The sequence below is a fragment of the Achromobacter ruhlandii genome, from assembly GCF_902859695.1.
Lineage (GTDB): Bacteria > Pseudomonadota > Gammaproteobacteria > Burkholderiales > Burkholderiaceae_B > Achromobacter > Achromobacter ruhlandii.
Genome location: NZ_CADIJL010000028.1, coordinates 45,238 through 70,978, shown reverse-complemented (window position 1 = coordinate 70,978; position 25,741 = coordinate 45,238). Strand labels below are relative to the sequence as shown.

Annotated in this window: 24 protein-coding genes; 18 read left to right on the top strand and 6 right to left on the bottom strand. The window is 68.8% G+C overall.

Annotated elements, in window-relative coordinates:
• The first annotated feature begins 92 nt into the window (after positions 1–92).
• From HV742_RS25210 to HV742_RS25190, 5 genes are read left to right on the top strand one after another with little or no spacing between them, the layout of a single operon-like run.
• On the top strand, positions 93–959 hold the full coding sequence (locus tag HV742_RS25210) for an amidohydrolase family protein (protein WP_175146660.1): 867 nt from the start codon (positions 93–95) through the stop codon (positions 957–959).
• A 58-nt stretch (positions 960–1,017) separates the two neighbouring features.
• A complete protein-coding gene (locus tag HV742_RS25205; protein WP_049072596.1) occupies positions 1,018–1,974 on the top strand; it encodes a Bug family tripartite tricarboxylate transporter substrate binding protein in 957 nt (318 codons plus the stop codon).
• Positions 1,975–1,976: 2 nt separating this feature from the next.
• Positions 1,977–2,507 carry a carboxymuconolactone decarboxylase family protein gene (locus tag HV742_RS25200; protein WP_063588279.1) on the top strand — a complete coding sequence of 177 codons (531 nt, stop codon included), beginning with the start codon at positions 1,977–1,979 and terminating at the stop codon, positions 2,505–2,507.
• Positions 2,508–2,519: 12 nt separating this feature from the next.
• A complete protein-coding gene (locus HV742_RS25195) occupies positions 2,520–3,083 on the top strand; it encodes a DUF4286 family protein (protein ID WP_175146659.1) in 564 nt (187 codons plus the stop codon).
• A gap of 23 nt (positions 3,084–3,106) precedes the next feature.
• Positions 3,107–3,994: an alpha/beta fold hydrolase gene (locus HV742_RS25190; RefSeq protein WP_175146658.1), complete on the top strand. Its 888-nt coding sequence runs from the start codon at positions 3,107–3,109 to the stop codon at positions 3,992–3,994.
• Between the two features lie 68 nt (positions 3,995–4,062).
• Here HV742_RS25190 and argF read toward each other — a convergent pair whose 3' ends face one another.
• Together argF and HV742_RS25180 are read right to left on the bottom strand one after the other, a co-directional pair.
• Positions 4,063–5,004: an ornithine carbamoyltransferase gene (gene argF / locus HV742_RS25185; protein ID WP_026382721.1), complete on the bottom strand. Its 942-nt coding sequence runs from the start codon at positions 5,002–5,004 to the stop codon at positions 4,063–4,065.
• A 56-nt stretch (positions 5,005–5,060) separates the two neighbouring features.
• Complete coding sequence (locus HV742_RS25180) at positions 5,061–6,242, bottom strand: aspartate aminotransferase family protein (RefSeq protein ID WP_175146657.1); 1,182 nt, start codon at positions 6,240–6,242, stop codon at positions 5,061–5,063.
• A 147-nt stretch (positions 6,243–6,389) separates the two neighbouring features.
• On the opposite strand from HV742_RS25180, the gene HV742_RS25175 reads away from it, so the two are divergent.
• The gene (locus HV742_RS25175) at positions 6,390–6,680 is read left to right on the top strand and encodes a DUF3579 domain-containing protein (RefSeq protein ID WP_006388526.1); all 291 of its coding nucleotides are present in this window, start codon (positions 6,390–6,392) and stop codon (positions 6,678–6,680) included.
• A gap of 142 nt (positions 6,681–6,822) precedes the next feature.
• Here HV742_RS25175 and HV742_RS25170 read toward each other — a convergent pair whose 3' ends face one another.
• Positions 6,823–7,542, bottom strand: a complete 720-nt coding sequence (locus tag HV742_RS25170; protein WP_175146656.1) for a GntR family transcriptional regulator — start codon at positions 7,540–7,542, stop codon at positions 6,823–6,825.
• A gap of 248 nt (positions 7,543–7,790) precedes the next feature.
• Between HV742_RS25170 and HV742_RS25165 the strand changes: the two genes are divergently transcribed.
• The 8 genes from HV742_RS25165 (at position 7,791) to HV742_RS25130 (ending at position 16,881) form a co-directional block, all read left to right on the top strand.
• On the top strand, positions 7,791–8,534 hold the full coding sequence (locus HV742_RS25165) for an aspartate/glutamate racemase family protein (RefSeq protein ID WP_175146655.1): 744 nt from the start codon (positions 7,791–7,793) through the stop codon (positions 8,532–8,534).
• Between the two features lie 71 nt (positions 8,535–8,605).
• Complete coding sequence (locus HV742_RS25160; RefSeq protein ID WP_175146654.1) at positions 8,606–10,183, top strand: ABC transporter substrate-binding protein; 1,578 nt, start codon at positions 8,606–8,608, stop codon at positions 10,181–10,183.
• A gap of 86 nt (positions 10,184–10,269) precedes the next feature.
• Positions 10,270–11,262: an ABC transporter permease gene (locus HV742_RS25155; protein ID WP_063582914.1), complete on the top strand. Its 993-nt coding sequence runs from the start codon at positions 10,270–10,272 to the stop codon at positions 11,260–11,262.
• On the top strand, positions 11,252–12,193 hold the full coding sequence (locus HV742_RS25150; RefSeq protein ID WP_049072608.1) for an ABC transporter permease: 942 nt from the start codon (positions 11,252–11,254) through the stop codon (positions 12,191–12,193). Before HV742_RS25155 ends, HV742_RS25150 begins: the two co-directional genes overlap by 11 nt.
• Before the next feature lie 30 nt (positions 12,194–12,223).
• Positions 12,224–13,417: an amidohydrolase family protein gene (locus tag HV742_RS25145; protein WP_175146653.1), complete on the top strand. Its 1,194-nt coding sequence runs from the start codon at positions 12,224–12,226 to the stop codon at positions 13,415–13,417.
• Positions 13,417–14,904 (top strand): amidohydrolase family protein, encoded by a 1,488-nt coding sequence (locus tag HV742_RS25140; RefSeq protein ID WP_175146652.1) that lies wholly within the window; start codon positions 13,417–13,419, stop codon positions 14,902–14,904. Before HV742_RS25145 ends, HV742_RS25140 begins: the two co-directional genes overlap by 1 nt.
• On the top strand, positions 14,901–15,908 hold the full coding sequence (locus HV742_RS25135; RefSeq protein WP_049072612.1) for an ABC transporter ATP-binding protein: 1,008 nt from the start codon (positions 14,901–14,903) through the stop codon (positions 15,906–15,908). The genes HV742_RS25140 and HV742_RS25135 overlap by 4 nt, the downstream gene beginning before the upstream one ends.
• Positions 15,898–16,881: an ABC transporter ATP-binding protein gene (locus tag HV742_RS25130; protein WP_175146651.1), complete on the top strand. Its 984-nt coding sequence runs from the start codon at positions 15,898–15,900 to the stop codon at positions 16,879–16,881. Before HV742_RS25135 ends, HV742_RS25130 begins: the two co-directional genes overlap by 11 nt.
• Before the next feature lie 936 nt (positions 16,882–17,817).
• Here the strand turns inward: HV742_RS25130 and HV742_RS25125 are convergent.
• The 3 genes from HV742_RS25125 to HV742_RS25115 all read right to left on the bottom strand — a co-directional run bounded on the left by HV742_RS25125 (position 17,818) and on the right by HV742_RS25115 (position 20,699).
• Positions 17,818–19,095, bottom strand: a complete 1,278-nt coding sequence (locus HV742_RS25125; protein ID WP_049072616.1) for a TRAP transporter large permease — start codon at positions 19,093–19,095, stop codon at positions 17,818–17,820.
• A 34-nt stretch (positions 19,096–19,129) separates the two neighbouring features.
• Complete coding sequence (locus tag HV742_RS25120; RefSeq protein WP_047993506.1) at positions 19,130–19,630, bottom strand: TRAP transporter small permease; 501 nt, start codon at positions 19,628–19,630, stop codon at positions 19,130–19,132.
• A 94-nt stretch (positions 19,631–19,724) separates the two neighbouring features.
• Positions 19,725–20,699 (bottom strand): TRAP transporter substrate-binding protein, encoded by a 975-nt coding sequence (locus tag HV742_RS25115; RefSeq protein WP_100504329.1) that lies wholly within the window; start codon positions 20,697–20,699, stop codon positions 19,725–19,727.
• Between the two features lie 112 nt (positions 20,700–20,811).
• On the opposite strand from HV742_RS25115, the gene HV742_RS25110 reads away from it, so the two are divergent.
• The 4 genes from HV742_RS25110 (at position 20,812) to HV742_RS25095 (ending at position 25,740) form a co-directional block, all read left to right on the top strand.
• Positions 20,812–23,343 carry an ABC transporter permease gene (locus tag HV742_RS25110; RefSeq protein ID WP_059269694.1) on the top strand — a complete coding sequence of 844 codons (2,532 nt, stop codon included), beginning with the start codon at positions 20,812–20,814 and terminating at the stop codon, positions 23,341–23,343.
• Positions 23,343–23,765, top strand: a complete 423-nt coding sequence (locus HV742_RS25105; protein ID WP_080977355.1) for a group II truncated hemoglobin — start codon at positions 23,343–23,345, stop codon at positions 23,763–23,765. Before HV742_RS25110 ends, HV742_RS25105 begins: the two co-directional genes overlap by 1 nt.
• Positions 23,766–23,820: 55 nt before the next feature.
• Positions 23,821–24,486, top strand: coding sequence for a 3-deoxy-D-manno-octulosonic acid kinase (locus HV742_RS25100; RefSeq protein WP_254601246.1), 666 nt, complete (start codon positions 23,821–23,823; stop codon positions 24,484–24,486).
• A gap of 150 nt (positions 24,487–24,636) precedes the next feature.
• Positions 24,637–25,740: a polyamine ABC transporter substrate-binding protein gene (locus tag HV742_RS25095; protein ID WP_049072626.1), complete on the top strand. Its 1,104-nt coding sequence runs from the start codon at positions 24,637–24,639 to the stop codon at positions 25,738–25,740.
• The last annotated feature ends 1 nt before the right edge of the window (position 25,741 follow it).

Here is a 25,741-nt window from a genome sequence, read left to right as displayed (position 1 = left end):
TATTTATATTTTCTATATCTGAAATCAAAGATATAGCATTGTTCGGCAGGCCGCAATCCGCGAGGATGGCGTTTTCCCCGCTGGATCCCGCCGTGCCTGACTGCCGTCCTCCGCTTGCCACGCCTTCCCGTCCCCGCCACGCGCTGCCGGCCGGGGCCTGCGACACGCATTGCCACGTGTTCGGTCCGGCTGACCGGTTTCCCTATGCCGAAGGACGTTCCTACACGCCGCCCGACGCGCCCTACGCCAGGATGGCGGCGCTGCATGCGCACCTGGGCGTGCAGCGCGCGGTGGTGGTGCAGGCCAACTGCCACGGCGGCGACCACGCCGCGCTGCTCGACGCGCTGGCGCAGAGCCAGGGCCGCTACCGCGGCGTGGCGCTGCTGGGGGCGGACGCCACGCCGGCCAGCGTGCGCCGGTTGCATGATGGCGGCGTGCGCGGCGCGCGCTTCAATTTTGTGCCGCACCTGGGCGGCGCGCCCGATCCGGCCGTGTTCGACCACGTCATCGGGCTGATCGCGCCGTTGGGCTGGCACGTCTGCCTGCACCTGGACGGCGCCATGCTGCCCGACCTGCTGCCGCGCCTGCGGGCGCTGCCGGTGCCGTTCGTGATCGACCACATGGGCCGCGTCAAGGCCGCCGACGGCTTGGACGCGCCGGCGTTCCGCGCGCTGCTGGACCTGGCGCGCGAGCCGCTCGCCTGGGTCAAGGTGTCGGGCATCGACCGCATCGCCTCGGGCAAGCGCCCCTTTGCCGAAGGCATTCCCTTCGTGCGCGCCCTGGTGGACGCGCTGCCCGAGCGTACGCTGTGGGGCACCGACTGGCCGCATCCGAACGTGGCGGGCGACATGCCCGACGACGGCGAACTGGCCGACGCTTTTTTCCTGGCCTGCCCGGACGCGGAAACGCGCCAGCAGGTCCTGGTGGACAACCCGGCGCGTCTCTACGGCTTCCCGTAGCCGCGCCATCGCCCGATTTCGGGCAACAAGAAAACACGATATCCCGAGGAGACAATCCATGTTCAAGAAATTCCTATTCGCCGGCCTGCTCGGCCTGGCCAGCCTGGCGCCCGCGGCGCATGCCGATGGCCCGGTGCGCCTGATCATTGCCTTCCCGCCGGGCGGCCCGGTGGACCTGGTCGGCCGGGTGCTGGCCGAACAGCTGGGCAAGGAGCTCAAGCAATCGGTCATCGTCGAGAACAAGGCCGGCGCCAACGGCAACATCGCCGCGGCCTACGTCGCCAAGGCCCCGGCCGACGGCTCGGTGCTGTTCCTGACCAGCGTCGGCGCGGTGTCCATCAGCCCGGCCTTGTACAAGGACCTGCCGTATGACCCGGTGCGCGATTTCGCGCCGGTGTCGCGCGTGGTCAACAACGCCACCGTGTTCGTGGTGAACCCGGCCAACCCGGCCACCGACGCGGCGGACTTCGTCAAGCGCTCGCAGGCGGCGGCGCAGTCCGTGGCGATCGGCTCGTCGGGCATCGGCAGCATCCCGCACCTGACGCTGGAAATGTTCGCCGACGCCAGCAAGGCCAAGGTGCTGCACGTGCCCTACAAGGGCGCCGCGCCCGTGATCAACGACGTGCTGGGCAACCAGGTGAACGGCTTCTTCGGCGACGTGCCGGGCCTGATTGGCCACATCCAGAGCGGCAAGCTCAAGGCGCTGGGCATCGCCGCGCCGACCCGTCATCCGCTGCTGCCGGACGTCAAGACGCTGGCCGAGCAGGGCATCGCCGGCGTCGAGTCGAACAACTGGTATGGCATCGTTGCGCCCGCCGCCACGCCGCCGGCCACGGTCGAGAAACTGAACCAGGCCCTGCGCGCCGCGCTGGGCAACGAGGCGGTGCGCGCCAAGCTGGAGAAGTTCGGCGCCCAGGCCGCGCCCAGCTCGCCGCAGGAACTGGCGGCGCTGATCGCCGCCGACCGCGAGAAGTGGGGTTCGCTGATTCAACGCAAGAACATCCGTCCGGAGTGAGCATGAGCGATTGCCGAGTCTCGCCGGTCGCGCCGGGCACGCGCCCGGCCCTGGCCGAAATCGAAGCGCGCATCGCGGCCGCGCGCGGCCGCATCTCGCCGCTGTACCAGGTGCTGCTGAACAGCCCCGCCGTGGTGCAGGGCTGGGAGGCGATGCTGACCGCGATCCGCCTGAACACGTCGCTGTCGCCGCGGGTGCGCGAACTGATCATCCTGCGCGTGGCGACCCTGAACAACGCGCCCTACGAGTTCGACGCGCACGTGCCGCACGCGCTGGCGGCGGGCATGCCGCAGGCCGTGGTCGACCAGTTGCGCGGCGGCCCGCAAGCGGACGCGGTGCAGGGGCTGGAGGCGGGCGAGGCCGACGTGCTGGCCCTGACCGACGCCATGACCCGCGACATCGAGGTGCCGGACGCGCTGTTCGCGCCGCTGCGTTCGCGCTACAACGATCAGGAACTGGTCGAACTGGCCGCGACGGTAGCCGCCTACAACATGGTGTCGCGCTTCCTGGTGGCGCTGCGCGTCGGGCACTGATAGGAGCTTTGCATGGACAAGACGGTATTGCTGGTGTCGCTGGGCGAGCGTTTCGACGCGGCGCGCGCGGCCGACATGGCGCAACGCCTGAGCGAGGGCCTGGACGGCGTGCGGCTGCGCGCTTTCGCCGCGGTCGAAGAGGATGACACCTACGTGTACGTCGACGGCGACGCCGCCGCGCAGCCGGAAGTGCAGGCGCGGCTGGCCGAGCTGTTCCCGGGGGCGCAGGCGCGCGTGCTGCACCTGACCCTGGACCTGGCCGGCGCTTCGGCCGGCCTGGATGCGCCCTGGCACTACATCGTCGAGACCGACGTGCTGCCCGAGGCCGAGGCGGACCTGAATGCCTGGTACGACCAGGAACACCTGCCGGGGCTGGCCTCGGTGCCCGGCACCGTGCGCGCGCAGCGCTACGAGTGCCGCGACCAGGGGCCGCGCTATCTGGCCTGCTATGACCTGGAGACGCGCGAGACCTTCGGCAGCCCGCCGTGGCTGGCGGTGCGCGCCACCGACTGGAGCAGCCGGGTGCGGCCGTCGTTCCGCAACACGCGCCGCACCATGTTCCAGAAGATTCTTTGACACAGAAGAACGAGGAGACAACGATGAGCAAGCGATGGGCGAGGGTTGTACTGTGGGGCGCGTTGAGCGCGGCCGGGCTGTCGCTGGCCGCGCAGGCCGCGCCGGCGCCTGCCGCGGCGGCGGCGGCCGACAAGGTCGAGCGGGTCACGGTGCTGCCGGGCAACGGCGCCCGCATCGAAGTGCTAGTGCAGGGCCAGGGCCCGGCCCTGGTGCTGCTGCCGTCGCGCGGGCGCGGCCAGGAGGATTTCGACGACCTGGCGGCGCGGCTGGCGCAGGCCGGTTACCGCGTGCTGCGGCCCGAGCCGCGCGGCATCGGCGGCAGCAGCGGACCGATGAAGGACATCACGCTGCATGACTTCGGCAACGACATGGCGGCGGTGATCCGCGATGTCGCCAAGCAGCCGGTGGTGATGATCGGGCACGCATTCGGCAACTGGGTGGCGCGCACCACGGGCGTGGACCACCCCGACCTGGTGCGCGGCGTGGTGATCGTGGCGGCCGCGGCCAAGAAGTATCCCGCCGGCCTGAGCGAGCACGTCGACCGCAGCGCCGACCTGTCGCTGCCCGACGCCGAGCGCCTCAAGTCCATCCAGTACGCGTTCTTCGCGCCGGGCCATGACGCCAGCGTCTGGCTCAACGGCTGGTACCCCGAGGTCAGCGAGAGCCAACGCCTGGCCGGCAAGGCCACGCGCCAGTCGGACTGGTGGTCGGGCGGCAGCAAGCCGCTGCTCGACCTGCAGGCGGGCGCCGACCTGTTCAAGCCGGAATCGACCCGCAACGAGATCCGCGACGAATTCGGCGAGCGCGTGTCGGTGGTGGTGATCCCGGGCGCCGGCCACGCGCTGGTGCCGGAAGCGCCGCAGGCGGTGGTCGACGCCATCGTGCGCTGGGAAAAGTCGCTCAAGCCCTGAATGCCGCGCCGGGCGCGGATACAAAAAAAAGCAGCCCCACGGGGCTGCTTTTTTCATGGGCGGGCTGCTTACTTGAGCTGGCCCAGCAGCAGGAACTCCATCAGCGCCTTCTGCACGTGCAGGCGGTTCTCGGCTTCATCCCAGACCACGCTCTGCGGGCCGTCGATGACTTCGCCGGTGACTTCCTCGCCGCGATGGGCGGGCAGGCAGTGCATGAACACGGCCTGGGGATCGGCGGCGGCCATCATCTCGGCGTCCACGCACCAGTCGGCGAAGGCGGCGCGGCGCTCTTCGTTCTCGGCCTCGTAGCCCATGCTGGTCCAGACGTCGGTGGTGACCAGGTGCGCGCCCTGGCAGGCTTGCATCGGGTCCTTGAACTGGCGCAGCACCTTGTCGGACGGCGAACCGATGCGGGCGGCTTCGAGCTCGTAGCCGGCCGGGGTCGACACGTGCAGCGTGAAGCCCAGCATCTCGGCGGCCTGCAGCCAGGTGTAGGCCATGTTGTTGGCGTCGCCGACCCAGGCGACCGTCTTGCCGGCGATGGGGCCGCGGTGCTCGATATAGGTGAAGATGTCCGCCAGGATCTGGCAGGGGTGGAATTCGTTGGTCAGGCCGTTGATCACGGGCACGCGCGAGTGCGAGGCGAAGCGCTCGATGCGGGTCTGCTCGAACGTGCGGATCATGACGATGTCGACCATGCGCGAGATGACGCGCGCGGTGTCCTCGATGGGCTCGGAGCGGCCCAGCTGGGAATCGTTGGAGGTCAGGTTGATGACCGAGCCGCCCATCTGGTACATGCCGGCCTCGAACGAGACGCGGGTACGGGTGCTGGCTTTTTCAAACACCATCGCCAGCGTGCGGTCGTGCAGCGGCATGTGGGGTTCGTAACGCTTGAATTTTTCCTTGATCAGCCGCGCGCGGTCCAGCACGTAGGCGATCTCGGCGGACGAGAAGTCCTTGAACTGCAGAAAGTGCCGCAAGGGGCCGTTTTGAGTCGTGGGAGGAGTCATGGTGATGTCGCAGGTCATTGGGCCCGGACGGGCTCGTGGCCCGGGCGGGAGGTTGATTATGGATGTTCGGCCAGGAACTGTCGAATCAGCGGCGCCAGGATGTCTACGATCCGGTCGGCTTCGGCGCGCGACAGGACCAGCGGCGGCAGCAGGCGGATGACGCGGTCGCGGGTGACGTTGATCAACAGGCCCGCTTCCAAAGCGCGCAGCGCCAGCACGCCACAGGGACGGGCCAGCTCGATGCCCAGCATCAGGCCGCGCCCGCGCACATCCGCCACGCCGGGCAGGCCGGCCAGTTCCTGCGCCAGCCGCGCCTTCAGGTGGCCGCCGACCGTGTGCGCGTTGTCCAGCAGGTGTTCCGATTCCAGCGCGTCCAGCACCGCCAGGCCGGCCGCGCAGACCAGTGGGCCGCCGCCGAAGGTGGTGCCGTGGCTGCCGGGGGTGAACACGCCCGCCGCGGGGCCGGCGGCCAGCATCGCGCCGATCGGCACGCCGCCGGCCAGGCCCTTGGCCAGGGTCATGACGTCCGGCACGATGTCGGCCCACTGGTGGGCGAACCATTTGCCGGTGCGGCCGATGCCCGACTGGACCTCGTCGATCATCAGCAGCCAGCCGCGCTCGGTGCACAGTTGTCGTACCTCTCGCAGGAAGGCGGCATCGGAGGGACGGATGCCGCCTTCGCCCTGCAGGGCTTCGAGCAGCACGGCGGCCACGCGCGGCTCGGCGTCGCCGGCGGCGCGGATCGCGGCGGCGTCGTTGTATGGCACCTGGATGAAGCCGGAGGGCAGGGGCTCGAAGCCCTTGCGCGCCTTGTCGCTACCGGTGGCCGCCAGCGTGGCCAGGGTGCGCCCGTGCCAGGACGAATCCATGGTGATGATGTGGGCGTGGCTGTTGCCGCGCTGGTAGGCGTAGTAGCGCGCCAGCTTGATGGCGGCCTCGTTGGCCTCGGAGCCGCTGTTGTTGAAGACCACGTCGCGCATGCCGGACAGCGCCGCCAGGCGCGCGGCCAGCTCGGTCTGCTGCGGGACTTCGTAGATATTGGAGGTGTGGATGACGCGCGCGGCCTGCTCGCTGATGGCCGCGACCAGCCGGGGATGGGCGTGGCCCAGACAGGAGACGCCGATGCCCGCCAGCGCGTCCAGGTACTTGCGGCCCTGCGCGTCCCATAGCCAGACCCCCTGGCCGTGCGTGAACGAGACCGGCAGCCGGGCGTAGATATTGGCCAGAGGCGAGGTCATGACGGGTCCTCCTGGGCATTTTTCCCTGGGCGGAGCGCCTTTCGGGACAGGGCAAAGGATCAATCATATACAATTCGCGGCGCGGGGCGCATGTTTGATCACGCCGAAGATCCGGCCCAGTGAAGGGCGTCCCGTAGTGAAGAATCCATGGCAACTCGCGTCAGACAATTCGTAATTCATGGCGTTACCGAAAGCGGTAGCCGCTTTCGCCCCAGCGATTGGGCGGAACGGCTCGCCGGCGTAATGGCACAGTTCCGGCCCGCCGGCTGTGCGGGTAACCACCTCACCTATTCGCCCTACGTGCTTCCCGTCGTGATCGACGGCGTGCGCGGCATCGTGGTCGACCAGCGCTTGCGCGATCTCGAACCGCTGGCGTACAAGTTCGTGGTGGATTTCGCCCGCGACAACCACCTCAAGACGGAAGAACGCGAAATCTAGGCTTGCCGAAACCACAAAGCGCCCGAACCGGGCGCTTTTCCATTTCAGGCTTGCCACGCCAGGCCACGCCCCCTTCGCCGGGGGCGGGCCGTCTCCTACCCGCGCGCCGCGCCCGCCCGCGGGCCGCCGCGTCGCGGTCCCCCTAGGTGCCGTAGCGGTCGAGAATCTTGCGGATGTCGCGCACGCCCGCGCCGTCCGGACTGAGCAGCGCGCGCGCCGTGACCGACTCCAGGTGATGTTCCAGCAGGTGCAGCACGTGCTTTTCGTCGCGCGCGCGCAGGCCGGCGACGATTTCGCGGTGCTCGCTGACCGCGCATTCGCTCGAATGCGGCCGGCCGTAAAGCGCCAGGATCAACGAGCAGCGCGACACGATCTCATTGACGTAGCGGGCGTAGACCGCATTGCCCGACAGTTCCGCCATCAGGATGTGGAATTCGCCGGACAGGCGGATCGACTCGTTGACGCTGTTGCGCGCGCGCGCGGCTTCTTCCTGCGCCACGTGCTGTTCCAGCCGCGCCAAGCCGGCCTCGGTGACGTGCTGCACCAGCCGGCGCGCCACGTCGCGTTCGAGGCAGCGGCGCGCCTCGAAGATGTCGTGGGCTTCTTCCAGGCTGGGGCGCGCCACCGCCGCGCCGCGATTGGGGCGCAGGTCGACCAGGCCCTCGCTGAACAGGCGCGTCAGCACGCCGCGCACGATGGTGCGGCTGACGCCGAAACGCTCGCCGATGACGTCCTCGGGCAATTTGTCGCCCGGCAGCAAGGCCTGCTCGATGATCGCCTGCCGCAAGTTTTTGTATACGATTTCCGTGCGGTTTACGTCTTTCCGGGCGGGCTCCGCCGCGTCGGGAATGGGGGCCGTCATCTGGTGTGGATCTCCGATGCGTGCGCGTTCCGGTGCGGGGAATCTGCCGGCGGAATCGCGCCGGTGCGCACTTTTCTAGGTGCGAAACAGCATACACCATCGGCCGCTAAGGGTTAGCGATAGCTTGAAGCGTCGGACCAATGGCGTACATTGTCGCCATAAATCGTATACAAAGATTTATACAAAATTCAGGAAGCTGTGGGTTTTGTATGAATGGTTTTGTATACAAACCATCAGGGGTTTGATTCATGTCCGCAGCACCCGCCGTCCTTCCCGACCGCCTGGCCGTCACGCCCAGCCGCCTGCTGGTGATCAATGGCAACACCACCGCCGACCTGACCGCCAGCCTCGCCGAGCAGGCGCGCGCTTTTTTTGGCGACGCGGCCCGGGTGCATGCCGTGACAGTGCCGTTCGGGCCCGCCTATATCGCCAGCCGGGCGCAGGCCGTGGTGTCGGCCCACGCCGTCTGCGAAACCGCCGAGCGCGAGGCCGCCCAGGCCGAGGCCGCCGGCGAGCCATTCGACGCCTGCCTGCTGGCCTGTTTCGGCGAACCCGGCATCGGCGCGGTGCGCGAGCGCCTGCGCATGCCGGTGGCCGGCATGGCCGAGGCCGCCATCCTCACCGCCCTGCAGCGCGGCGACCGCTACGCCATCGTGACGGTGGGGCGGCTGTGGCCGGGCATGCTGCGCGAGCAGATCCGCCAGCTCGGGCTGGAGTCGCGCTGCGCCGGCCTGCTGGCGCTGCCGGGCAATGCGCTCGACTACGTCACGCGCTCGCCCGCGACCATCGCCGCCGTGGGCCAGGCCCTGGACGACGCGGTCGCCCAGGGCGCCGACGTGGTCATCGTGGCCGGCGCCGCGCTGGCGGGTTTCCTGCCCAGCCTGCCGCGCCTGCCCGCCGTGCCCGTGATCGATTCCTATCGCGCCGCCCTGTCGCAGGTGCTGGCGCTGGCCACGCTCGAGCGCGCCCAGCGCCAGACCGCCGGCCACTGATTACCGCCGCCGGCCGTCCGCGCCGGCCTCCAGACGTATTCCATACCCACCTCCAAGGGAGCATTGCCATCATGAAGACGCTGCTGAAGTGGACCGCCGGGGCCGTGATCGCGCTATCGGCCATCACCGGGGCATCCGCCGCCAACACCCTGAAGTGGGGCGCCGCCCGCGACCTCGACTCGCTCGATCCGTATTCCTACGGCAGCACCTTCAACCTGGCGTTCCTGAACCACGTGTACGAAGCGCTGATCCGCTACGACGACAAGTTCAACATCACGCCGGCGCTGGCCGAGTCGTGGGAGTCGCCGTCGCCGACGGTGCTGCGCTTCCATCTGCGCCGCGGCGTCAAGTTCCACAACGGCGCGCCGTTCTCGGCCGACGATGTGGTGGCGTCCATGACCCGCGTGTCCGACGACGCCTCGCCGCTCAAGGGCAACCTGCCGGCCTTCAAGGCGGCGCGCAAGGTGGATGACTACACGGTCGACATCGAGATGACGCATCCGTACCCGCTGATGCTCAACGACCTGACCAACATCTTCATCTTCAACCGCCAGTGGCTGGTGGACAACAACAGCCTGAAGCCGACCGACGCGGCCAAGAAGATCGAGGGCTACGCCACCCACAACGCCAACGGCACCGGCCCCTTCAAGGTGGAGTCGTACCGGCCCGACACCCGCACCGTGCTGGTGGTGAATCCGGACTGGTGGGACAAGCCGCGCCACAACCTGGACCGCATCGAGTTCACGCCGATCGCCTCGGCGCCGACGCGGGTGGCGGCGCTGCTGTCGGGCGACATCAACTTCACCGAGAACGCGCCGCTGCAGGACCTGGACCGCCTGCGCGCCGCGCCCAACGTCAAGGTGCTGGCCGCGACCGAGCTGCGCACGCTGTATTTCGGCTTCAACCTGGGCGACAAGCTGGTCGGCTCCAACATCACCGACAAGAACCCGCTCAAGGACCTGCGCGTGCGCCAGGCGCTGTACATGGCGCTGTCGCCCGAGCTGCTGCAAAAGCGCGTGATGCGCGGGCTGTCGCGCACCACCGGCGCGCTGGTGGCGCCGTCGATCCCGGGCTATGACGCCAGGCAGGAGGAACGCCTGCCGTTCGATGCCGCCCGCGCCAAGAAGCTGCTGGCCGAGGCCGGCTACCCCGACGGCTTCACGTTGTCGCTGCTGTGCTCGAACGACATGTTCGTCAACGAAGAGGAACTATGCCAGGCCGCCGCCTCGATGTGGGCGCGCATCGGCGTGAAGGCCTCGCTGGCCAGCGGTCCGCGTTCGCTGCAGAACCCCAAGCGCTCGCGTGGCGAGTTCGACATCACCATTCACGGCTGGGCCAACGAGCCGCAGATCGACGCGCTGTCGATCCTGCTGCAGGTGATGCACAGCCGCACCGGCCCGGCCGGGGTCTTCAACTGGGGGCAGTGGGGCGATCCGGCGCTGGACGCGCGCATCGACGCCGCCGCCGCCGAGATGGACCGCCCCAAGCGCGTGCAGATGATGAGCGACATTCTGCAGACCCTGCACGACGACGTGCGCTTCCTGCCGCTGCACCAGCAGCCCATGGCCTGGGCGGTGGGCGCCAACGTCGGCGACGTGCTGCAGATGCCCGACAACAAGGCGCGGCTGTGGACGGTGCGCATGAAGTGATGGGCAAGGCGCCGCGTCCTGCATCGGCCGCGGCGCTCCTGGCTTGGAATGTCGAGATGCCCCCCAGGGGCTGACAGGAGGCGCACATGCTGGCGTTCATAGTTAGGCGGGTTTGCAATGCGGTCGGCGTGATGCTGGCGGTGGCGTTGCTGGCCTTCGTGATTTTCCGTTTCGTCGGCGACCCGGTCGACATGATGCTCAACGAGCAGGCCTCGCAGACGCAGCGCGACGAGCTGCGCGAGCGGCTGGGCCTGAACGCCTCGGTCGGCATGCAGTTCGTGCACTTCGTCGCCAACGCGGCGCGCGGCGAGTTCGGCATTTCCTACCGCAACCAGCAGGACGTGTTCGCGCTGGTGGCCGAGCGCTTCCCGGCGACGTTCGAGCTGGTGATGATGGCGACGCTGCTGTCATTGGTGATCGGGGTGCCGCTGGGCGTGCTGACCGCCATCTACCGCAAGTCGCGCCTGGCGCAGGCGCTGCAATTCGTCTCGATCCTGGGGATTTCGTTGCCCAGCTTCGTGGTCGGCATCATGCTGATCCTGGTGTTTTCGGTGCAGCTGGGCTGGCTGCCCGGTTTCGGGCGCGGCGACACGGTGCGCATCGGCGGCTGGAGCACCGGCCTGCTGACGCCGTCGGGCCGGGCCGCGCTGGTGCTGCCGTCGATCACGCTGGCGCTGTTCCAGATCACGCTGATCATGCGGCTGGTGCGGGCCGAGATGCTGGAGACGCTGCGCACCGAGTTCATCAAGTTCGCCCGCGCCCGCGGCCTGCCGGACCGGGTGGTGCATTTCCGGCTGGCGCTGCGCAATTGCCTGATGCCGGTCATCACGGTGACCGGCATGCAGATCGGCAACCTGATCGCCTTCGCGCTCATCACGGAAACCGTGTTCCAGTGGCCCGGCATGGGCCTGCTGTTCATCCAATCGGTCATGTTCGTGGACATTCCCGTCATGGCCGCCTATCTGGTGATCGTGTCCTTCATCTTCGTGGCGCTGAACACGCTGGTGGACATGATGTACGGCGTGGTCGACCCGCGCCTGCGCAGCCAGCACGTCAAGGGAGGCGCCAATGCTCACTAAACCGATGTCGAACGCGGGCCGCGGCCGGCTGGCGCGCTTCTTCCAGGGCGACCTGTGGTGGAGCCTGCGGCAGGATCCGGTGGCGATGGGGGCGGGCGTGGTGCTGATCGCCGTGGTGCTGCTGGCGCTGTTCGCGCCCTGGATCGCGCCGCAGAACCCCTACGACCTGGCGCAGCTGGACCTGCTCAACGCCGAGCTGCCGCCGCGCTGGATCGCGGGCGGCGAGGCCCAGTTCCTGCTGGGCACCGACACCCAGGGGCGCGATGTCTGGTCGGCGATCCTGTATGGCTCGCGCATGTCGCTGGTGATCGGGCTGGCCACGGTGGTGCTGTCGCTGGCGATCGGCCTGCTGGTGGGGCTGGCGGCCGGCTATTTCGGCGGCTGGATCGACAATGCGCTGATGCGCCTGGGCGACACGCTGCTGAGCATTCCCACCATCCTGGTGGCGATCCTGGTGACGGCGGTGTTCCGGCAACTGCTGCCGCCGGGCCTGCGCGAGACGCTGTCGGCGGTGATCCTGATCCTGGCGATCTCGATGACCAACTGGGTGCAGTACGCCCGTACCGTGCGCGCCTCGGCGCTGGTCGAGCGCGGCAAGGAATACGTGCAGGCGGCGCGGCTGATCCGGGTCAGCCCGCTGCGCATCATGCTGACCCACATCCTGCCGAACACGCTGACGCCTGTGATGGTGACCGCGACCCTGAACCTGGGCCTGGCGATCCTGATCGAGGCCACCCTGAGCTTCCTGGGCGTGGGCATGCCGCCGACCGAGCCGTCGCTGGGCACCCTGATCCGGCTGGGCAACCAGTTCCTGTTCTCGGGGCAGTGGTGGGTGGTGGTGTTTCCCGCGCTGTACCTGAGCCTGGTGGTGCTGGTGGTGAACCTGCTGGGCGACTGGCTGCGCGATGCCCTCAATCCCCGCCTGCGCTGAGCGCGGCAAGAACACGGAGACAAGAGAACCATGGACAACGCAACCCTGTATACCCACGTGCGGCCGGCGGGTGGCGAAGCCACCTCGGTGCTGGTGCGCGACGGCCGCTTCGCGGCCATGGACGGCGCGGTGCCGGATAGCGTGCCGCGCGTCGATGGCGGCGGCGCGCTGCTGCTGCCCGGCCTGATCGACGCCCACGCGCACCTGGACAAGACCCTGTACGGCATGCCCTGGTACCGCAACGAGGTGGGCCCGCGCCTGATCGACAAGATCGAGAACGAGCGCGCCGAGAAGCGCCGCCTGGGGATCGATCCCTATCGCCAGTCGGCGCGGCAACTGGTGATGTCGGTGGCCGACGGCACCAGTCACATCCGCAGCCACGTCGACGTGGACACCGACATTGGCGTGGCGGCGATCGAGGGCGTGATGCGCGCCCGCGACCAGTACCGCGACCAGATCGACGTGCAGATCGTGGCCTTTCCGCAGAGCGGGCTGCTGATCCGCCCGGGCACGCTGGAACTGATGGAGCAGGCCCTGCGGATGGGGGCGGACGTGGTCGGCGGGCTCGACCCGGCCGGCATGGACCGCGACCCCAAGGGCCATCTGGACGCGATCTTCGCGCTGGCCGACAAGCACGGCAAGCCGATCGACATCCACCTGCACGAAGCCGGCGAACTCGGCGCGTTCTCGATGCAGATGACCATCGACCGGGTGCTGGCGCTGGGCATGCAGGGCAAGGTGACGCTGTCGCATTCGTTCTGCCTGGGCATGCCCGACGCGCAGGCGGTACAGGGGCTGGTGGACGGGCTGGTGGAGGCGGGCGTGCATATTATGACGACCGGCTCGGCCTCGCGTCCGGTGCCCAACGTGGCGCGGCTGCACGCGGCCGGGGTCACCGTCTGTACCGGCAACGACGGCATGCGCGACACCTGGGGTCCCTACGGCAAGCCCGACATGCTGGAACGTGCCATGCTGGTGGGCCTGCGCAACAACTTCCGCCGCGACGACGAACTGGCGCTGGCGCTGCATGTGGCGACCTATGGCAATGCGCGCGTCATGGACCTGGCGGACTACGGCCTGGCGCCGGGCTGCCACGCCGACTTCGTGCTGGTGGACGCCGAGACGGTGGCCGAGGCGATCGTCTCGCGCCCGGTGCGCAAGCTGGTGGTCAAGCGCGGCCGGGTGGTGGCGCGCGATGGCCGCGCGCTGGTGGAGGCGCCGTGATGGCCGCTCGCGACGACGCCACGCTGCTGACCGCGCGCTGGGTGGTCGGCCACGAAAACGGCCGCCACTGCCTCTACGAGAACGGCGAGGTGGTGTTCCAGGGCGACCGCATCGTCTACGTCGGCCCGCGCTATCCCGGCGCGGTGGCGCGGCGCCACGACTACGGCCGCGCCCTGATCGGCCCGGGCTTCGTCGACCTGGACGCGCTGTCTGACCTGGACACGACCATCCTGGGTTTCGACAACTCGCCGGCCTGGCGCAAGGGCCGCATCTGGCCCGACACGTACATGCAGCGCGGCCCGTACGAGATGTATACGCCGGACGAGCTGGCGTTCCAGAAGCGCTACGCCTTCGCCCAGTTGATCCGCAACGGCATCACCACCGCGCTGCCGATCGCCTCGCTGTTCTACCGCGTGTGGGGCGAGACCCGCGATGAATTCCTGTCGGCGGCGCGCACCGCCGGCGAACTGGGGCTGCGCGTCTACCTGGGGCCGGCCTATCGCAGCGGCCACACCTATGTGGACGGGGAAGGGCGCATCCGCTGCCACTACGACGCGGCGCGCGGCATGGCCGGATTGGAACAGGCGGTGGCGTTCGCCGACGAGGTCGAGGGCCTGTACGACGGCCGGGTGCGCGCCATGCTGTCGCCGGACCGCATCGAGACCTGCACGCCCGAGCTGCTGCGCGCCTCGGCCGCCGCGGCGCGTGAACGCGCCATCCCGATCCGCCTGCATTGCTGCCAGTCGCGCCTGGAATACGACCTGGTGCTGGCGCAGCACGGCATGAGCCCGCCGGAATGGCTGCGCAGCCTGGGCTTCCTGTCCGAGCGCGCGCTGCTGCCGCACGGCACCTACGTGTCAGGCTCGCGCCAGATCGAACGGCCGGGGCAGGACCTGGAGATCATCCGCGACGGCGGCGCCACGGTGGTGCACTGTCCGCTGGTGTCGGCGCGCCACGGCGCCACGCTGGAATCGTTCGCCCGCTATCGCGAGCTGGGCGTGAAGATCGGCATGGGCACCGACACCTGGCCGCCGGACATGGTGCTGAACATGCAGGTCGGCATGATGCTGTGCCGGGTGATGGACCAATCCACCGAGGCGGTGCGCTCGGAAGACTATTACGACGCCGCCACGCTGGGCGGGGCCGACGCGCTGGGCCGCGCCGACCTGGGGCGGCTGGCGGCGGGCGCCAAGGCTGACATCGTGGTGTTCGATTTTTCCCACGACCGCAACGGCCAGCTGATCGATCCGATTCAGACGCTGATGGTCGGCGGCAGCGGCCGCGACGTGTCGCAGGTGGTGATCGACGGCCGCTTCGTCATGGTCAATGGCCGCATTCCCGGCTTCGATGCCCGGCTGGCGCAGGACCAGGCGCAAGCGCAGTTCGACCGGCTGGTGGCACGCTACCCCGACCGCACCTGGGGCCATCCGCCGGTCGACGAGATCTTTTCCTCCAGCTACCCGAGATTTCCCAGGAGCCCGTCATGACGACCGTTCCGAATCCCGCCGCGCCCACCCTGTCGGTGCGCGGCCTGTCGGTGGAGTTTCCTTCCCGCCACGGCCTCCTGGTGGCCACGCGCGATATCAGTTTCGACATCCAGCCGGGCGAGATCCTGGGCATGGTGGGCGAGTCCGGCGCCGGCAAGTCGCTGACCGGCATGGCCGTGATCGGCCTGCTGGAACCGCCGGGCCGCCTGGGCGGCGGCGAGATCCACCTGGCTGGCCGCCGCATCGACAACCTGCCGGCCCGCGCGCGCCAGCAACTGCGTGGCAAGGAGATCGGCGCGATCTTCCAGGATCCGCTGACCAGCCTGCACCCGCTGTTCACCGTAGGGGACCAACTGGTCGAGACCATCCGCCACCACGACAGGGTGTCGGCCGCCGCGGCCCGCCAGCGCGCGCTCGAACTGCTGCTGGCGGTCGGCATTCCGGCGGCGGACCGTCGCATCGACCACTATCCGCACCAGTTCTCCGGCGGCATGCGCCAGCGGGTGGTGATCGCGCTGGCGCTGGCGGCGCGGCCGCGGCTGATCATCGCCGACGAGCCGACCACCGCGCTGGACGTGTCGGTGCAGGCGCAGATCACCGCGCTGCTGCGCCGGCTGTGCCGCGAGCAGGGCACCTCGGTGCTGCTGGTGACGCACGACATGGGCGTGATCGCCGAGACCGCTGACCGGGTGGCGGTGATGTACGCTGGCCGCATCGTCGAGATCGGCCCGGTGCTGGAGGTGCTGCGGCGTCCCGGCCATCCGTATACGCAGGGCCTGATGAACGCGATTCCCGGCCTGCGCCAGCGCGCCGCGCGCCTGAACCAGATCGACGGCGCCATGCCGCGCCTGCACGCGATGCCGGACGGCTGCGCGTTCCATCCCCGCTGCGCCATGGCCGGTCCGCGCTGCGGCATGGACCGCCCGGCGCTGGCGTCCACTCCGTCGGGCGCGACCCTCAGCGCCTGCTGGCTGCACCAAGGAGGCGTAGCCCATGCCGCATGACGATGACATCCTGTTGCGGGCCGATGACCTGGCCTGCTGGTTCGACGTTTCGCCGCCCTGGCTCGAACGCACCTTGTCGCGCCAGCCGCCGCAGACGCTCAAGGCGGTCGACGGCGTGTCGCTGGCGGTGCCGCGCGGCACCACGCTGAGCATTGTCGGCGAGTCCGGCTGCGGCAAGTCGACGCTGGCCAAGCTGCTGGTGAGCCTGGTGGCGCCGACCCGCGGCACGCTGCGTTATGGTCGCAGCCGCACGGGCGGCGCGCTGCATCCGCAGATGATCTTCCAGGACCCGTACGCCAGCCTGAATCCGCGCTGGCGGGTGGGCGCGATCGTGGCCGAGCCTATCGTCACGCTAGGCCTGCGCGCCACGCCGGCGGACACGCGGCGCCGGGTGGAGGAGCTGCTGACTCTGGTGGGCCTGTCGCCGAACGACGCGTCGCGCTATCCGCACGAGTTCTCGGGCGGCCAGCGCCAACGCATTTCGATCGCGCGGGCGCTGGCGACGCAGGCCGAATTCCTGGTGTGCGACGAGCCGACCTCGGCGCTGGATGTGTCGGTGCAGGCGCAGATCCTGAACCTGATGGGCGATCTGCAGAAGGAGTTCGGCCTGACGTATGTGTTCATCAGCCACAATCTGTCGGTGGTGCGCCACGTGTCGGACCGGGTGGCGGTGATGTACCTGGGCCGGATCGTGGAGCAGGCGCCGGCGGACGAGTTGTTCGATGCGCCGGAACATCCGTACACAAGAATGCTGCTGGATACGATTCCAGATCTGGACTCCCCCAGGCGCGACCGCGAGCCGATGGGCGGCGAGGTGCCGAATCCGATTCAGCCGCCGAGCGGATGCACGTTTCATCCGAGGTGCCCGAATGCGAGGGCGGTGTGTCGGGAGAGGGCGCCTGAGGTGGCGGTTGTTGGCGGGCGTGAGGTGCGGTGTCATGCCGTGGAGTGGGCGGTTCTGCAGGCGGCTTGATGGCTTTCCTGGTGGGGTTTTGGTGCGGGAGCGGGCTTCGTAGGTCACCCCTCGGTCGGGCGGACCCGATGGCGGGCGCCCACGATTGCGGTCCGGAGCGTTCGCTCCGGACTGCCCCTGCCTCATCCTCGTCCTCGCCTTCGGCGACTCCTTCGGATTCCGTCGGGCGCATCGAGGTTGCCCGCCATCGGGTCCGCCCGACCGAGGGGCTACGAGCGTCTTGGCTTGTTGCGTTGCTAGACCTGTGTGCAGGGCATGAAACCTGCAGGGTTGCCCATCGCGGCCGCGCGGACGGCCACGCTGGGCGTCTGTGCATTTGAAAGTGGGGCGGGTGCGCTGTGCGCGGGTGGCGAGCGGCTTTCTGGTGGTTCCGCACGTCAGGGGGAGGGGCGGTGGTGGTCGGCGCGATGTCGGCTGTGTTGCGCGTGGCGAGTTTCGCGCGCCGACCACAAACAGTCTTGGTGCCAACGATCTCTCAATAGCACTCGATTTCGCCGTTCCCACACGCGATAGCGGCATCACGCATCGCAAGACGTCGCGTAGGCCTCATCAGGCCGCCCGCGCGGCCGCTTTGAGGCGGCTCCCTCCGCACCATTCCCCGCAAGCGCGCAGCGGCATCACCAATCGCAAGACCCCGCGTAAGCCCCAAAAGGCCGCCCGCGCGGCCATTTGGGGCGGGCCCCGCAAATCTCTCTCCCCACACCTCGATGTAGCAGCGCCCCATGTCTGGATGCCGGTAGCCTGTTGCGGCGGGGTGGGCCGGGTGGGGCGCCGTCGATGCGCCCGACGGAATCCGAAGGCAGTCGCCGCAGGCGACTACGAGGATGAGGATGGGGCAGTCCGGAGCGAACGCTCCGGACCGCAATCGTTGGCGCCCCACCCGGCCCACCCCGCCGCAACAGGCGGCCTACGAAGCCACCACCGCAATCAATAAACCTACTTCGAATAAACCAAATCCCGTAGTCCCAATGACAACCCCGGCCAATAAGTAATCACCATCAGACAAACAATCACCACCCCCACAAACGGAATCAAGGGCTTGATCAACCGCTCCAGCGGCAGCTTCGCCACCGCGCAGGCCGCGAACAGATTCACCCCGAACGGCGGCGTGATCATGCCCAGGGCCAGGTTGACCACCATGATGATGCCGAAGTGCACCGGGTCCAGCCCGAACTTCAGCGCCACCGGCAGCAGCAGCGGGGCCAGCACCACGATCGAGGCCGAGGTCTCGATGAACATGCCGATCACGAACAGCGCCAGGTTCACGCCCATCAGGAATGAGAACTGGGTGTCGAACAGCTGCGCCAGCCACACGCCCAGCGCATCGGGGATGCCGGCGCGGTTCAGCAGGAAGCTGAAGACGCCGGCGTTGGCGATCACGAACATGATCACGGCGGTCGACACCACCGACTTGTGCAGCGTGTCCGACAGTTGCTTGAAGCTCAGGCGGCGGTAGATGAACTTGCCCACCACCACCGCGTACATCACCGCCACCACCGAGGCCTCGGTCGGGGTGAAGACGCCGCCGTAGATGCCGCCCAGGATGATCACCGGCATCATCAGCGCCAGCCAGGCGCGCTTGAAGGCTGGCCACAGCGGCAGGCGGCCTTCGCCGTCGCGCTTGCCCAGGTTGTTGCGCTTGGCGTAGAACCAGACGTAGAACATCAGCGCCAGGCCGATCAGGATGCCGGGCATGACGCCGGCGATGAACAGCTCGCCGGTGGAGGTGTCGGTGGACACCGCGAACAGGATCATCGGGATCGACGGCGGGATGATCACGCCCAGCTCGGCCGCGCTGGCCTGCAATGACGCGGCGAAGGGGGCGGGATAGCCGTGGCGGATCATGGCCGGGATCAGGATGGCGCCCACCGCGAAGGTGGTGGCGACGCTGGAGCCGGCCACGGCTGCGAAGATCATGCAGGTCAGCACGCAGGTGCAGGCCAGGCCGCCCTGGATGCCGCCGACCACGCTCTTGGCGAACTCCACCATGCGTTCGGAGATGCCGCCGGCTTCCATCAGGTTGCCGGCCAGAATGAAGAACGGGATCGCGACCAGCGGGTACTTGTCCAGCGCGGCATAAAGCTGCTGGGCCACCACCAGCCAGGGCAGGTTGGCGGCGCCGACCCCCGCCAGGCTGGCCAGCCCGATCGACACGGCGACCGGCACGGACAGCCCGAAGAAAATCAGCATCGAGACAATCATTAATTGGGACATGGCGATATCGGCTGCTTGGATTCGGGACCGGGGCTCAACCCTGCGCGTCGTTGCGCACGGGCGTGTTGTCTTCCTCGCCGGCGCACCAGCGCGCCAGCACGGCGATGGCGGCGAGCGTCGCGCCCACCGGGATCGCCAGGTAGATCCAGGAGATCGAGATGTCCAGGCTGGGCACGTTCTGGAAACGCACGCGGTAGGTCATCTGGCCGCCGATCCAGGCGATGAAGCCGAGAAAGCCGGCGCAGATCAGGCCGATGACGGCCTCCAGCACGCGGCGGCGCATGCCGCCCAGCAGGTTGCGCAGCAGTTCGACGCTGATCATGGCGCCATGACGGAAGGCCAGGGCCACGCCCAGCAGCACCGTCCAGATCAGCAGGGCGCGGGTCAGCACCTCGCTCCAGTCGGCGGGCGAATGCAGCACGAAGCGGGCGATGACCTGGTAGAAGGCGGCGGCCGCGGCGGCCACCAGCAGGAGTTGGGCGATGACCGACACCAGTTTGAACAGGACGCGGTCGAAGGCGCAGAGCAGACGCATGAGGATTTCCAGGAGCGGATGACAGGGCGCGCGGCGGCAGGGGGCGGGCGGAAATCGCTTCCGTCCGCCGTCCGCGGCCGCGCCGACCTTGCGCTTACTTGGTGTCGCGGATCGAGTCGATCAGCTTCTTGTCGAACTTCTTGTAGTACTCGGGGTAGGCCGGCTCGACGGCGGCGGCGAAGGCGGCGCGGTCGACTTCCGTGACCTGCATGCCTTCCTTCTTGAGCTGCTCGACGCCGGTCTTCTCGATGTTGTCGACGTAGGCGCGCATGGCCTGGGCCGATTCCTTGCCGGCCTTGTCGAACTTGGCCTTGTCGTCGGCCGACAGGCCGTCATAGACGTTGGCCGACATCAGCACCAGCGCCGGGCCGTAGACGTGGCCGGTCAGCGACAAGTATTTCTGCATCTGCGACAGCTTGGCCGAGGTGATCACCGACAGCGGGTTTTCCTGGCCGTCGATGGTGCCCTGCTGCAGGGCGGTGGCCACTTCCGGCCAGGCCATCGGGGTCGGCAGGATGCCGATCTGGCGGAAGGCGGTGATGTGGATCGGGTTTTCCGTGGTGCGGATCTTCAGGCCCTTGGCGTCGGCCGGCGTCTTGACCGGGCGCACGTTGTTGGTCAGATGGCGAAAGCCCTGTTCGCCCCAGGCCAGCGCGATGATGCCGCGGCTGGGGAACTTTGCCAGCATATCCTGTCCGATCTTGCTGTCGAGCACGTTGCGCGCATGTGGCAGGTCGCGCAGCAGGAAGGGGATGTCGAAGACGCCGGTCTCGGGCACGAAGTTCAGGGTGGCGCCGGTCGAGACGATGGCCAGGTCGATGGTGCCGATCTGCAGGCCTTCGATCACCTCGCGTTCGCCGCCCAGCGCGCTGTTGGCGAATTGCTGTACCTTGTACTTGCCGTTGCTGGACGCCTCGATCGACTTGGCCAGGGCGTCGGCGCCGGCGCCATAGTGCGACGACGTGGACAGGGCATAGGCCATCTTCAGGGGAGTCTGGGCCGAGGCGGCCAGGGGCGCGGCGACCGCGCAGGCGGCCAGGATCGTGGCCGCGAGCCAGGATTTACGCATTGTCTTCTCCAGGGATTCGGTATTTTTTTCAGTGGGTGTGCGGCGCCGCAAGGCGCTTCGCGCATGATAGCGGGATTCGGCCCCCATTCCGGCCGTTGGTTAACATTGGCAGATGATGGATTTCCCTGATGTCTCACGGGCCAGGCGCCCCGGCTTTTGGACCACCCTGGCGCTGGGCGCCCGCATGATGATGCGCGACGCCCGCGCCGGCGAGCTGCGGCTGCTGGTGCTGGCCCTGGTGGTGGCGGTGGCCGCCGTCACCAGCGTCGGCTTCCTGGCCGACCGGGTCAGCCGGGCGCTGGAGCGCGACGCGGGCCAGATGCTGGGCGCCGACCTGGTGCTGGACGCGGACGAACCGGTGCCGGCGGCCTTTCTCGATCAGGCCCGCGAGCGGGGCCTGTCCGTCTCCAATACCTGGCAGTTCCCGTCCATGGTCAGCGCCGGCGACGGCGCCCAGTTGGCGGCCCTGAAGGCGGTCGAACCGGGCTATCCGCTGCGCGGCGCCCTGCGGGTGACCGACGCGCCGTTCAATCCCGACGGTCCCACCCGCGACATTCCGCCCGAGGGCGCGGTCTGGGTGGACGGCCAACTGCTGTCGCTGCTGGGCCTGAAGGTCGGCGACACCCTCAACGTGGGCGACGCCCACCTGCGCATCGACCGGGTCATCACCTATGAGCCGGACCGCGGCATGCAGTTCGTCAACGTCGCGCCGCGGGTGATGCTGCGCGCCAGCGACCTGCCGGCCACCGGGCTGATCGCGCCCGGCAGCCGCATCGGCTACGCCCTGCTGGTGGCGGGCCAGCCGGACGCGGTGGCCGGCTATTCGGCCTGGCTGGGCCAGAATCTCAAGCGCGGCCAGAAGGTCGCCACGCTGGAATCGGGCCGGCCCGAGGTGCGCCGCACCCTGGACCGGGCGCAGCGCTTCCTGTCGCTGGTGGCGCTCCTGGCGGTGCTGATCTCGGCGGTGGCGGTGGCGCTGGCGGCGGGCCGCTACATGACCCGGCATCGCGACGGCATCGCCGTGATGCGCTGCCTGGGGGCGGTGCAGTCGCAGGTCTCGCGCATGCTGACCCTGGAATTCGCGCTGGTCGGCCTGTTCGCTTCGGCGGCGGGCTGCCTGCTGGGCTATGCGGTGCACCAGGTGCTGGTGATGCTGCTGGGCACGCTGATCGACACGACGCTGCCCGCGCCCTCGGCCATTCCGGCCCTGCAGGGGCTGCTGACCGGCCTCCTGCTGTTGCTGGGCTTCGCCCTGCCGGCCCTGGCGCAGTTGCGCCACGTGCCGCCGGCGCGGGTGCTGCGGCGCGACGCCGACGTCATCAGCGCCCGCAGCGCGCTCGGCTATGGCGTTGGCGCGGTCGGCTTCGCGCTGCTGATCTGGTGGTTCGCCGGCGACGCCAAGCTGGGCGGCGTGGTGGCGGGCGGGTTCCTGGGGGCGTTCGCGCTGTTCGCGCTGGTGGCCTGGCTCTGCATCCTGGGCCTGGCGCGCCTGCGCGGCCTGGCCGCCGGCCTGCCGGCGCTGCGGTTCGCGCTGGCCGGCGTGGTGCGCCGGCGCGCCGCCACCATCACCCAGGTGTGCGCGCTGGCGGTGGGCCTGATGGCCCTGCTGCTGCTGGCCATGACCCGCACCGATCTGATCCAGGGCTGGCAGCGCACGCTGCCGCCGGACGCGCCCAACCGCTTCCTCATCAATGTGCAGCCCGACCAGCGCCAGGCCGTGACCGACGCGCTGACCCGCGAGGGGCTGGGCCAGATCGTGCTGTCGCCGATGGTGCGGGGCCGCCTGATCGCCGTCAACGGCAAGCCGGTGGGACCGGACGACTACGAGGAACCGCGCGCCAAGCGCCTGGTGGACCGCGAATTCAACCTGTCCTACGGCGAGCAGATGCCGTCGTCCAACCGCATCGAGCAGGGCCGCTGGCTCAAGCCGGGTTCGGCCGAGGTGTCGCTGGAGTCGGGCCTGGCCAAGACCCTGGGCATCAAGCTGGGCGACAAGATGACCTTCGACGTGGCCGGCCAGCAGTTCGAGGTGGCCGTCTCCAGCACCCGGCGGGTGGATTGGGATACGATGCGCGTCAATTTTTTCGCCATCCTCACGCCCGAGACCCTGGCCGACATGCCGCAAAGCTGGATCACGTCCTTCTACCTGCCGCCGGAAAAGGCCCAGGTGCTGCCCGCGCTGGTGCGGCAGTTCCCGAACCTGACGGTGTTCGACGTGGGCGCCATCCTGCAACAGCTGCAGTCGGTGCTCAATGAGGTCGGCCGCGCGGTGCAGCTGCTGTTCCTGTTCACGCTGGCGGCCGGCGTGCTGGTGCTGTCGGCCGCGCTGACCGCCACCCGCGACGAACGCATGCGCGAAGCCGCGGTGCTGCGCGCGCTGGGCGCCACCCGGCGCCAGTTGGCGCGTTCGCAGCGCATCGAGCTGTGGGCCGTGGGCGGCCTGGCCGGCCTGTTGGCGGCGGCCGGCGCCAGCGCGATCGCTTGGGTTTTATCAACCCAGGTGTTCGATTTCACGATTACCCTCAGCCTCTGGCCCTGGCTGGTGGGGGTCGGCGCGGGTATGCTCGGCGCCTGGGCCGGTGGCGCGCTGGCGCTGCGCGGCGTGCTGCGCACCCCGCCGCTGGTCACCCTGAGAGAAACCTGATGACGACTTCCGTCCAAACCCCTGCCGAACCCGTGGAAACCTCCCGCAGCATTTTCGATCTCCTGGGCGGCGAGCCCGGCGTGCGCGCCCTGGTCGACCGTTTCTATGACCTGATGGACATGGAGCCGGACCTGAAGGAACTGCGCGCCGCGCATGGCCCCAGCCTGGACCAGGCCCGCGACAAGCTGTTCTGGTTCCTGTGCGGCTATTTCGGCGGCCCGGACCACTATATAGAGCGCTTCGGCCATCCGCGCCTGCGGGCGCGGCACCTGCCGTTCTCGATCGGCGAGATCGAGCGCGACCAATGGGTGGCCTGCATGGGCCGCGCCATGGAGGACGAGGGCATCGACCCCGCCCTGGTCGAGCGCCTGCTGCAATCGTTCTTCGGCGTGGCCGACTGGATGCGCAACCGTGAAGGTTGAGCGGGATCCCTCCGGCGCCCGGCGCCACCGCTGGCCGGCGCCGCTGGCCGGCGCCATGCTGGCCGATCCGCGCCTGGGCGAATCCGGCCCCGAACTGTTCAACCCGGCCCACTATGGCGAGCGCGCCCGGCCGGTGGACGCCGGCGGCCGCCAGGCGGCGTGGTTCGTGCAGGGGCCGGGCTGGCAGGGCGTGCTGCGGCGCTACCGGCGCGGCGGGTTGATCGCCAAGCTCAGCCGCGACACCTATCTGTGGGCGGGCGAGGCCCGCACCCGCAGCTTCCGTGAGTTCCGCCTGCTGGCCGCCATGCGCGCCCAGGGGCTGCCGGTGCCGGCTCCCCTGGCCGCGGCCTACTGGCGCCAGGGCCCGACCTACCGCGCCGCCATCGTGGTCGAGCGCATCCCGGGCGTGCGGCCGCTGGCCCAGGCGCTGGCCGAACCCCTGTGGCAGCCGGTGGCCGAGGCCATCGTGCGCATGCACCGGGCCGGCGTCTGGCACGCCGACCTGAACGCCTTCAACATCCTGATCGGCTCGGACGGCCGGGTCTGGCTGATCGATTTCGACCGCGGCACCCAGGGCGGCCTGTCCGACCGCCAGCGCCAGGGCAACCTGGAACGCCTGCGCCGCTCCCTGGTCAAGGTGGCCGGGGAGGAAGGCGAGCGTTTCTGGCTCAAACTGCGCGATAGCTACTGGACCGCCTGGGGGGTCGGCGTACAGCCCTGAGGTGGGCCGCGCCACGGGCCTGATCCGGGCCCAATTGCGCCAAATTACGCTAAATCTCCCGGTAAAGTTGGGCAGGCCAGCGCTAAAAGGCTTTATGATTCCGCCTTTTGGTACTCCTGTAACTTACGGCATATCGCTGGGGGGCTGGTAATGAAACTACGGGCGGGAATGCGCTGGGCGCTGGGGACGATGCTGGTCGCGGCAGCCACGTCGGCGGCGATGGCGCAGAACAAGGTCGTCAACGTCTACAACTGGGCCGAGTACACGGCCCCGGACACGATCTCGGGTTTCGAGAAGGAAACCGGCATCAAGGTCCGTTACGACGTCTACGACAGCAACGACACGCTGCAGGCCAAGCTGCTGGCCGGCAAATCGGGTTACGACGTCGTTGTCCCGTCCACGCATTACGCCTCGCGCCAGATCGAGGCCGGCCTGTTCCAGAAGCTGGACAAGTCCAAGATCCCCAACTGGAAGTACCTGGATCCCGACGTCATGGCGCTGGTCGCCTCGGTCGATCCCGGCAACGAATACGCCATTCCGTGGGGCTACGGCACCAACGGCCTGGGCTACAACGTCACCAAGGTCAAGCAGATCATGGGCGACAACGTCGACCTGGCCAACTGGGACATGATCTTCAAGCCCGAGAACGCCGCCAAGCTCAAGGAATGCGGCATCTCGATGCTGGACGAGGCCGCGCAGGTGTTCCCGGCGGTGCTCAAGTACCTGGGCAAGGACCCCAACAGCGCCAACCCGGACGACTACAAGGCCGCGCTGGACGTGCTCAAGCAGATCCGCCCGTACATCCGCCAGTTCAGCTCCTCGGGCTACATCGACGAGCTGGCCGTGGGCGACCTGTGCATGGTCTACGGCTTCTCGGGCGACGTCATGATCGCCCGCAAGCGCGCCCAGGAGGCCAAGAAGCCGTATGAAGTGAACTACTTCATTCCCAAGGGCGGCGCCCCGGCCTGGTTCGACCTGATGGTCATCCCGAAGGACGCGCCGCATCCGGAAGAGGCCCTGGCGTTCATCAACTACATCGAGACGCCGCAGGTGCACGCCGCCATCACCAACACCATGTTCTACCCCAACGCCAACAAAGAGGCGCGCAAGTACGTGGTCAAGGACGTGGCCGACAACCCCATGATCTACCCGTCGCCCGAGGTCTCCAAGTCGCTGTATGTCATCAAGGCCCAGCCCTTGAACATCCAGCGCCTGCAGACGCGCATGTGGGCCGAGCTGAAGTCGGGGCGCTGAG

What these genes read in the sequence shown, in the direction of transcription:
- HV742_RS25205 (WP_049072596.1), top strand. Translation starts at nt 1,018, where the DNA reads ATGTTCAAGAAATTCCTATTCGCCGGCCTGCTCGGCCTGGCCAGCCTG.
- HV742_RS25200 (WP_063588279.1), top strand. Translation starts at nt 1,977, where the DNA reads ATGAGCGATTGCCGAGTCTCGCCGGTCGCGCCGGGCACGCGCCCGGCC.
- HV742_RS25195 (WP_175146659.1), top strand. Translation starts at nt 2,520, where the DNA reads ATGGACAAGACGGTATTGCTGGTGTCGCTGGGCGAGCGTTTCGACGCG.
- HV742_RS25190 (WP_175146658.1), top strand. Translation starts at nt 3,107, where the DNA reads ATGAGCAAGCGATGGGCGAGGGTTGTACTGTGGGGCGCGTTGAGCGCG.
- argF (WP_026382721.1), bottom strand. Translation starts at nt 5,004, where the DNA reads ATGACTCCTCCCACGACTCAAAACGGCCCCTTGCGGCACTTTCTGCAG.
- HV742_RS25180 (WP_175146657.1), bottom strand. Translation starts at nt 6,242, where the DNA reads ATGACCTCGCCTCTGGCCAATATCTACGCCCGGCTGCCGGTCTCGTTC.
- HV742_RS25175 (WP_006388526.1), top strand. Translation starts at nt 6,390, where the DNA reads ATGGCAACTCGCGTCAGACAATTCGTAATTCATGGCGTTACCGAAAGC.
- HV742_RS25170 (WP_175146656.1), bottom strand. Translation starts at nt 7,542, where the DNA reads ATGACGGCCCCCATTCCCGACGCGGCGGAGCCCGCCCGGAAAGACGTA.
- HV742_RS25165 (WP_175146655.1), top strand. Translation starts at nt 7,791, where the DNA reads ATGTCCGCAGCACCCGCCGTCCTTCCCGACCGCCTGGCCGTCACGCCC.
- HV742_RS25160 (WP_175146654.1), top strand. Translation starts at nt 8,606, where the DNA reads ATGAAGACGCTGCTGAAGTGGACCGCCGGGGCCGTGATCGCGCTATCG.
- HV742_RS25155 (WP_063582914.1), top strand. Translation starts at nt 10,270, where the DNA reads ATGCTGGCGTTCATAGTTAGGCGGGTTTGCAATGCGGTCGGCGTGATG.
- HV742_RS25150 (WP_049072608.1), top strand. Translation starts at nt 11,252, where the DNA reads ATGCTCACTAAACCGATGTCGAACGCGGGCCGCGGCCGGCTGGCGCGC.
- HV742_RS25145 (WP_175146653.1), top strand. Translation starts at nt 12,224, where the DNA reads ATGGACAACGCAACCCTGTATACCCACGTGCGGCCGGCGGGTGGCGAA.
- HV742_RS25140 (WP_175146652.1), top strand. Translation starts at nt 13,417, where the DNA reads ATGGCCGCTCGCGACGACGCCACGCTGCTGACCGCGCGCTGGGTGGTC.
- HV742_RS25135 (WP_049072612.1), top strand. Translation starts at nt 14,901, where the DNA reads ATGACGACCGTTCCGAATCCCGCCGCGCCCACCCTGTCGGTGCGCGGC.
- HV742_RS25130 (WP_175146651.1), top strand. Translation starts at nt 15,898, where the DNA reads ATGCCGCATGACGATGACATCCTGTTGCGGGCCGATGACCTGGCCTGC.
- HV742_RS25125 (WP_049072616.1), bottom strand. Translation starts at nt 19,095, where the DNA reads ATGTCCCAATTAATGATTGTCTCGATGCTGATTTTCTTCGGGCTGTCC.
- HV742_RS25120 (WP_047993506.1), bottom strand. Translation starts at nt 19,630, where the DNA reads ATGCGTCTGCTCTGCGCCTTCGACCGCGTCCTGTTCAAACTGGTGTCG.
- HV742_RS25115 (WP_100504329.1), bottom strand. Translation starts at nt 20,699, where the DNA reads ATGCGTAAATCCTGGCTCGCGGCCACGATCCTGGCCGCCTGCGCGGTC.
- HV742_RS25110 (WP_059269694.1), top strand. Translation starts at nt 20,812, where the DNA reads ATGATGGATTTCCCTGATGTCTCACGGGCCAGGCGCCCCGGCTTTTGG.
- HV742_RS25105 (WP_080977355.1), top strand. Translation starts at nt 23,343, where the DNA reads ATGACGACTTCCGTCCAAACCCCTGCCGAACCCGTGGAAACCTCCCGC.
- HV742_RS25100 (WP_254601246.1), top strand. Translation starts at nt 23,821, where the DNA reads ATGCTGGCCGATCCGCGCCTGGGCGAATCCGGCCCCGAACTGTTCAAC.
- HV742_RS25095 (WP_049072626.1), top strand. Translation starts at nt 24,637, where the DNA reads ATGAAACTACGGGCGGGAATGCGCTGGGCGCTGGGGACGATGCTGGTC.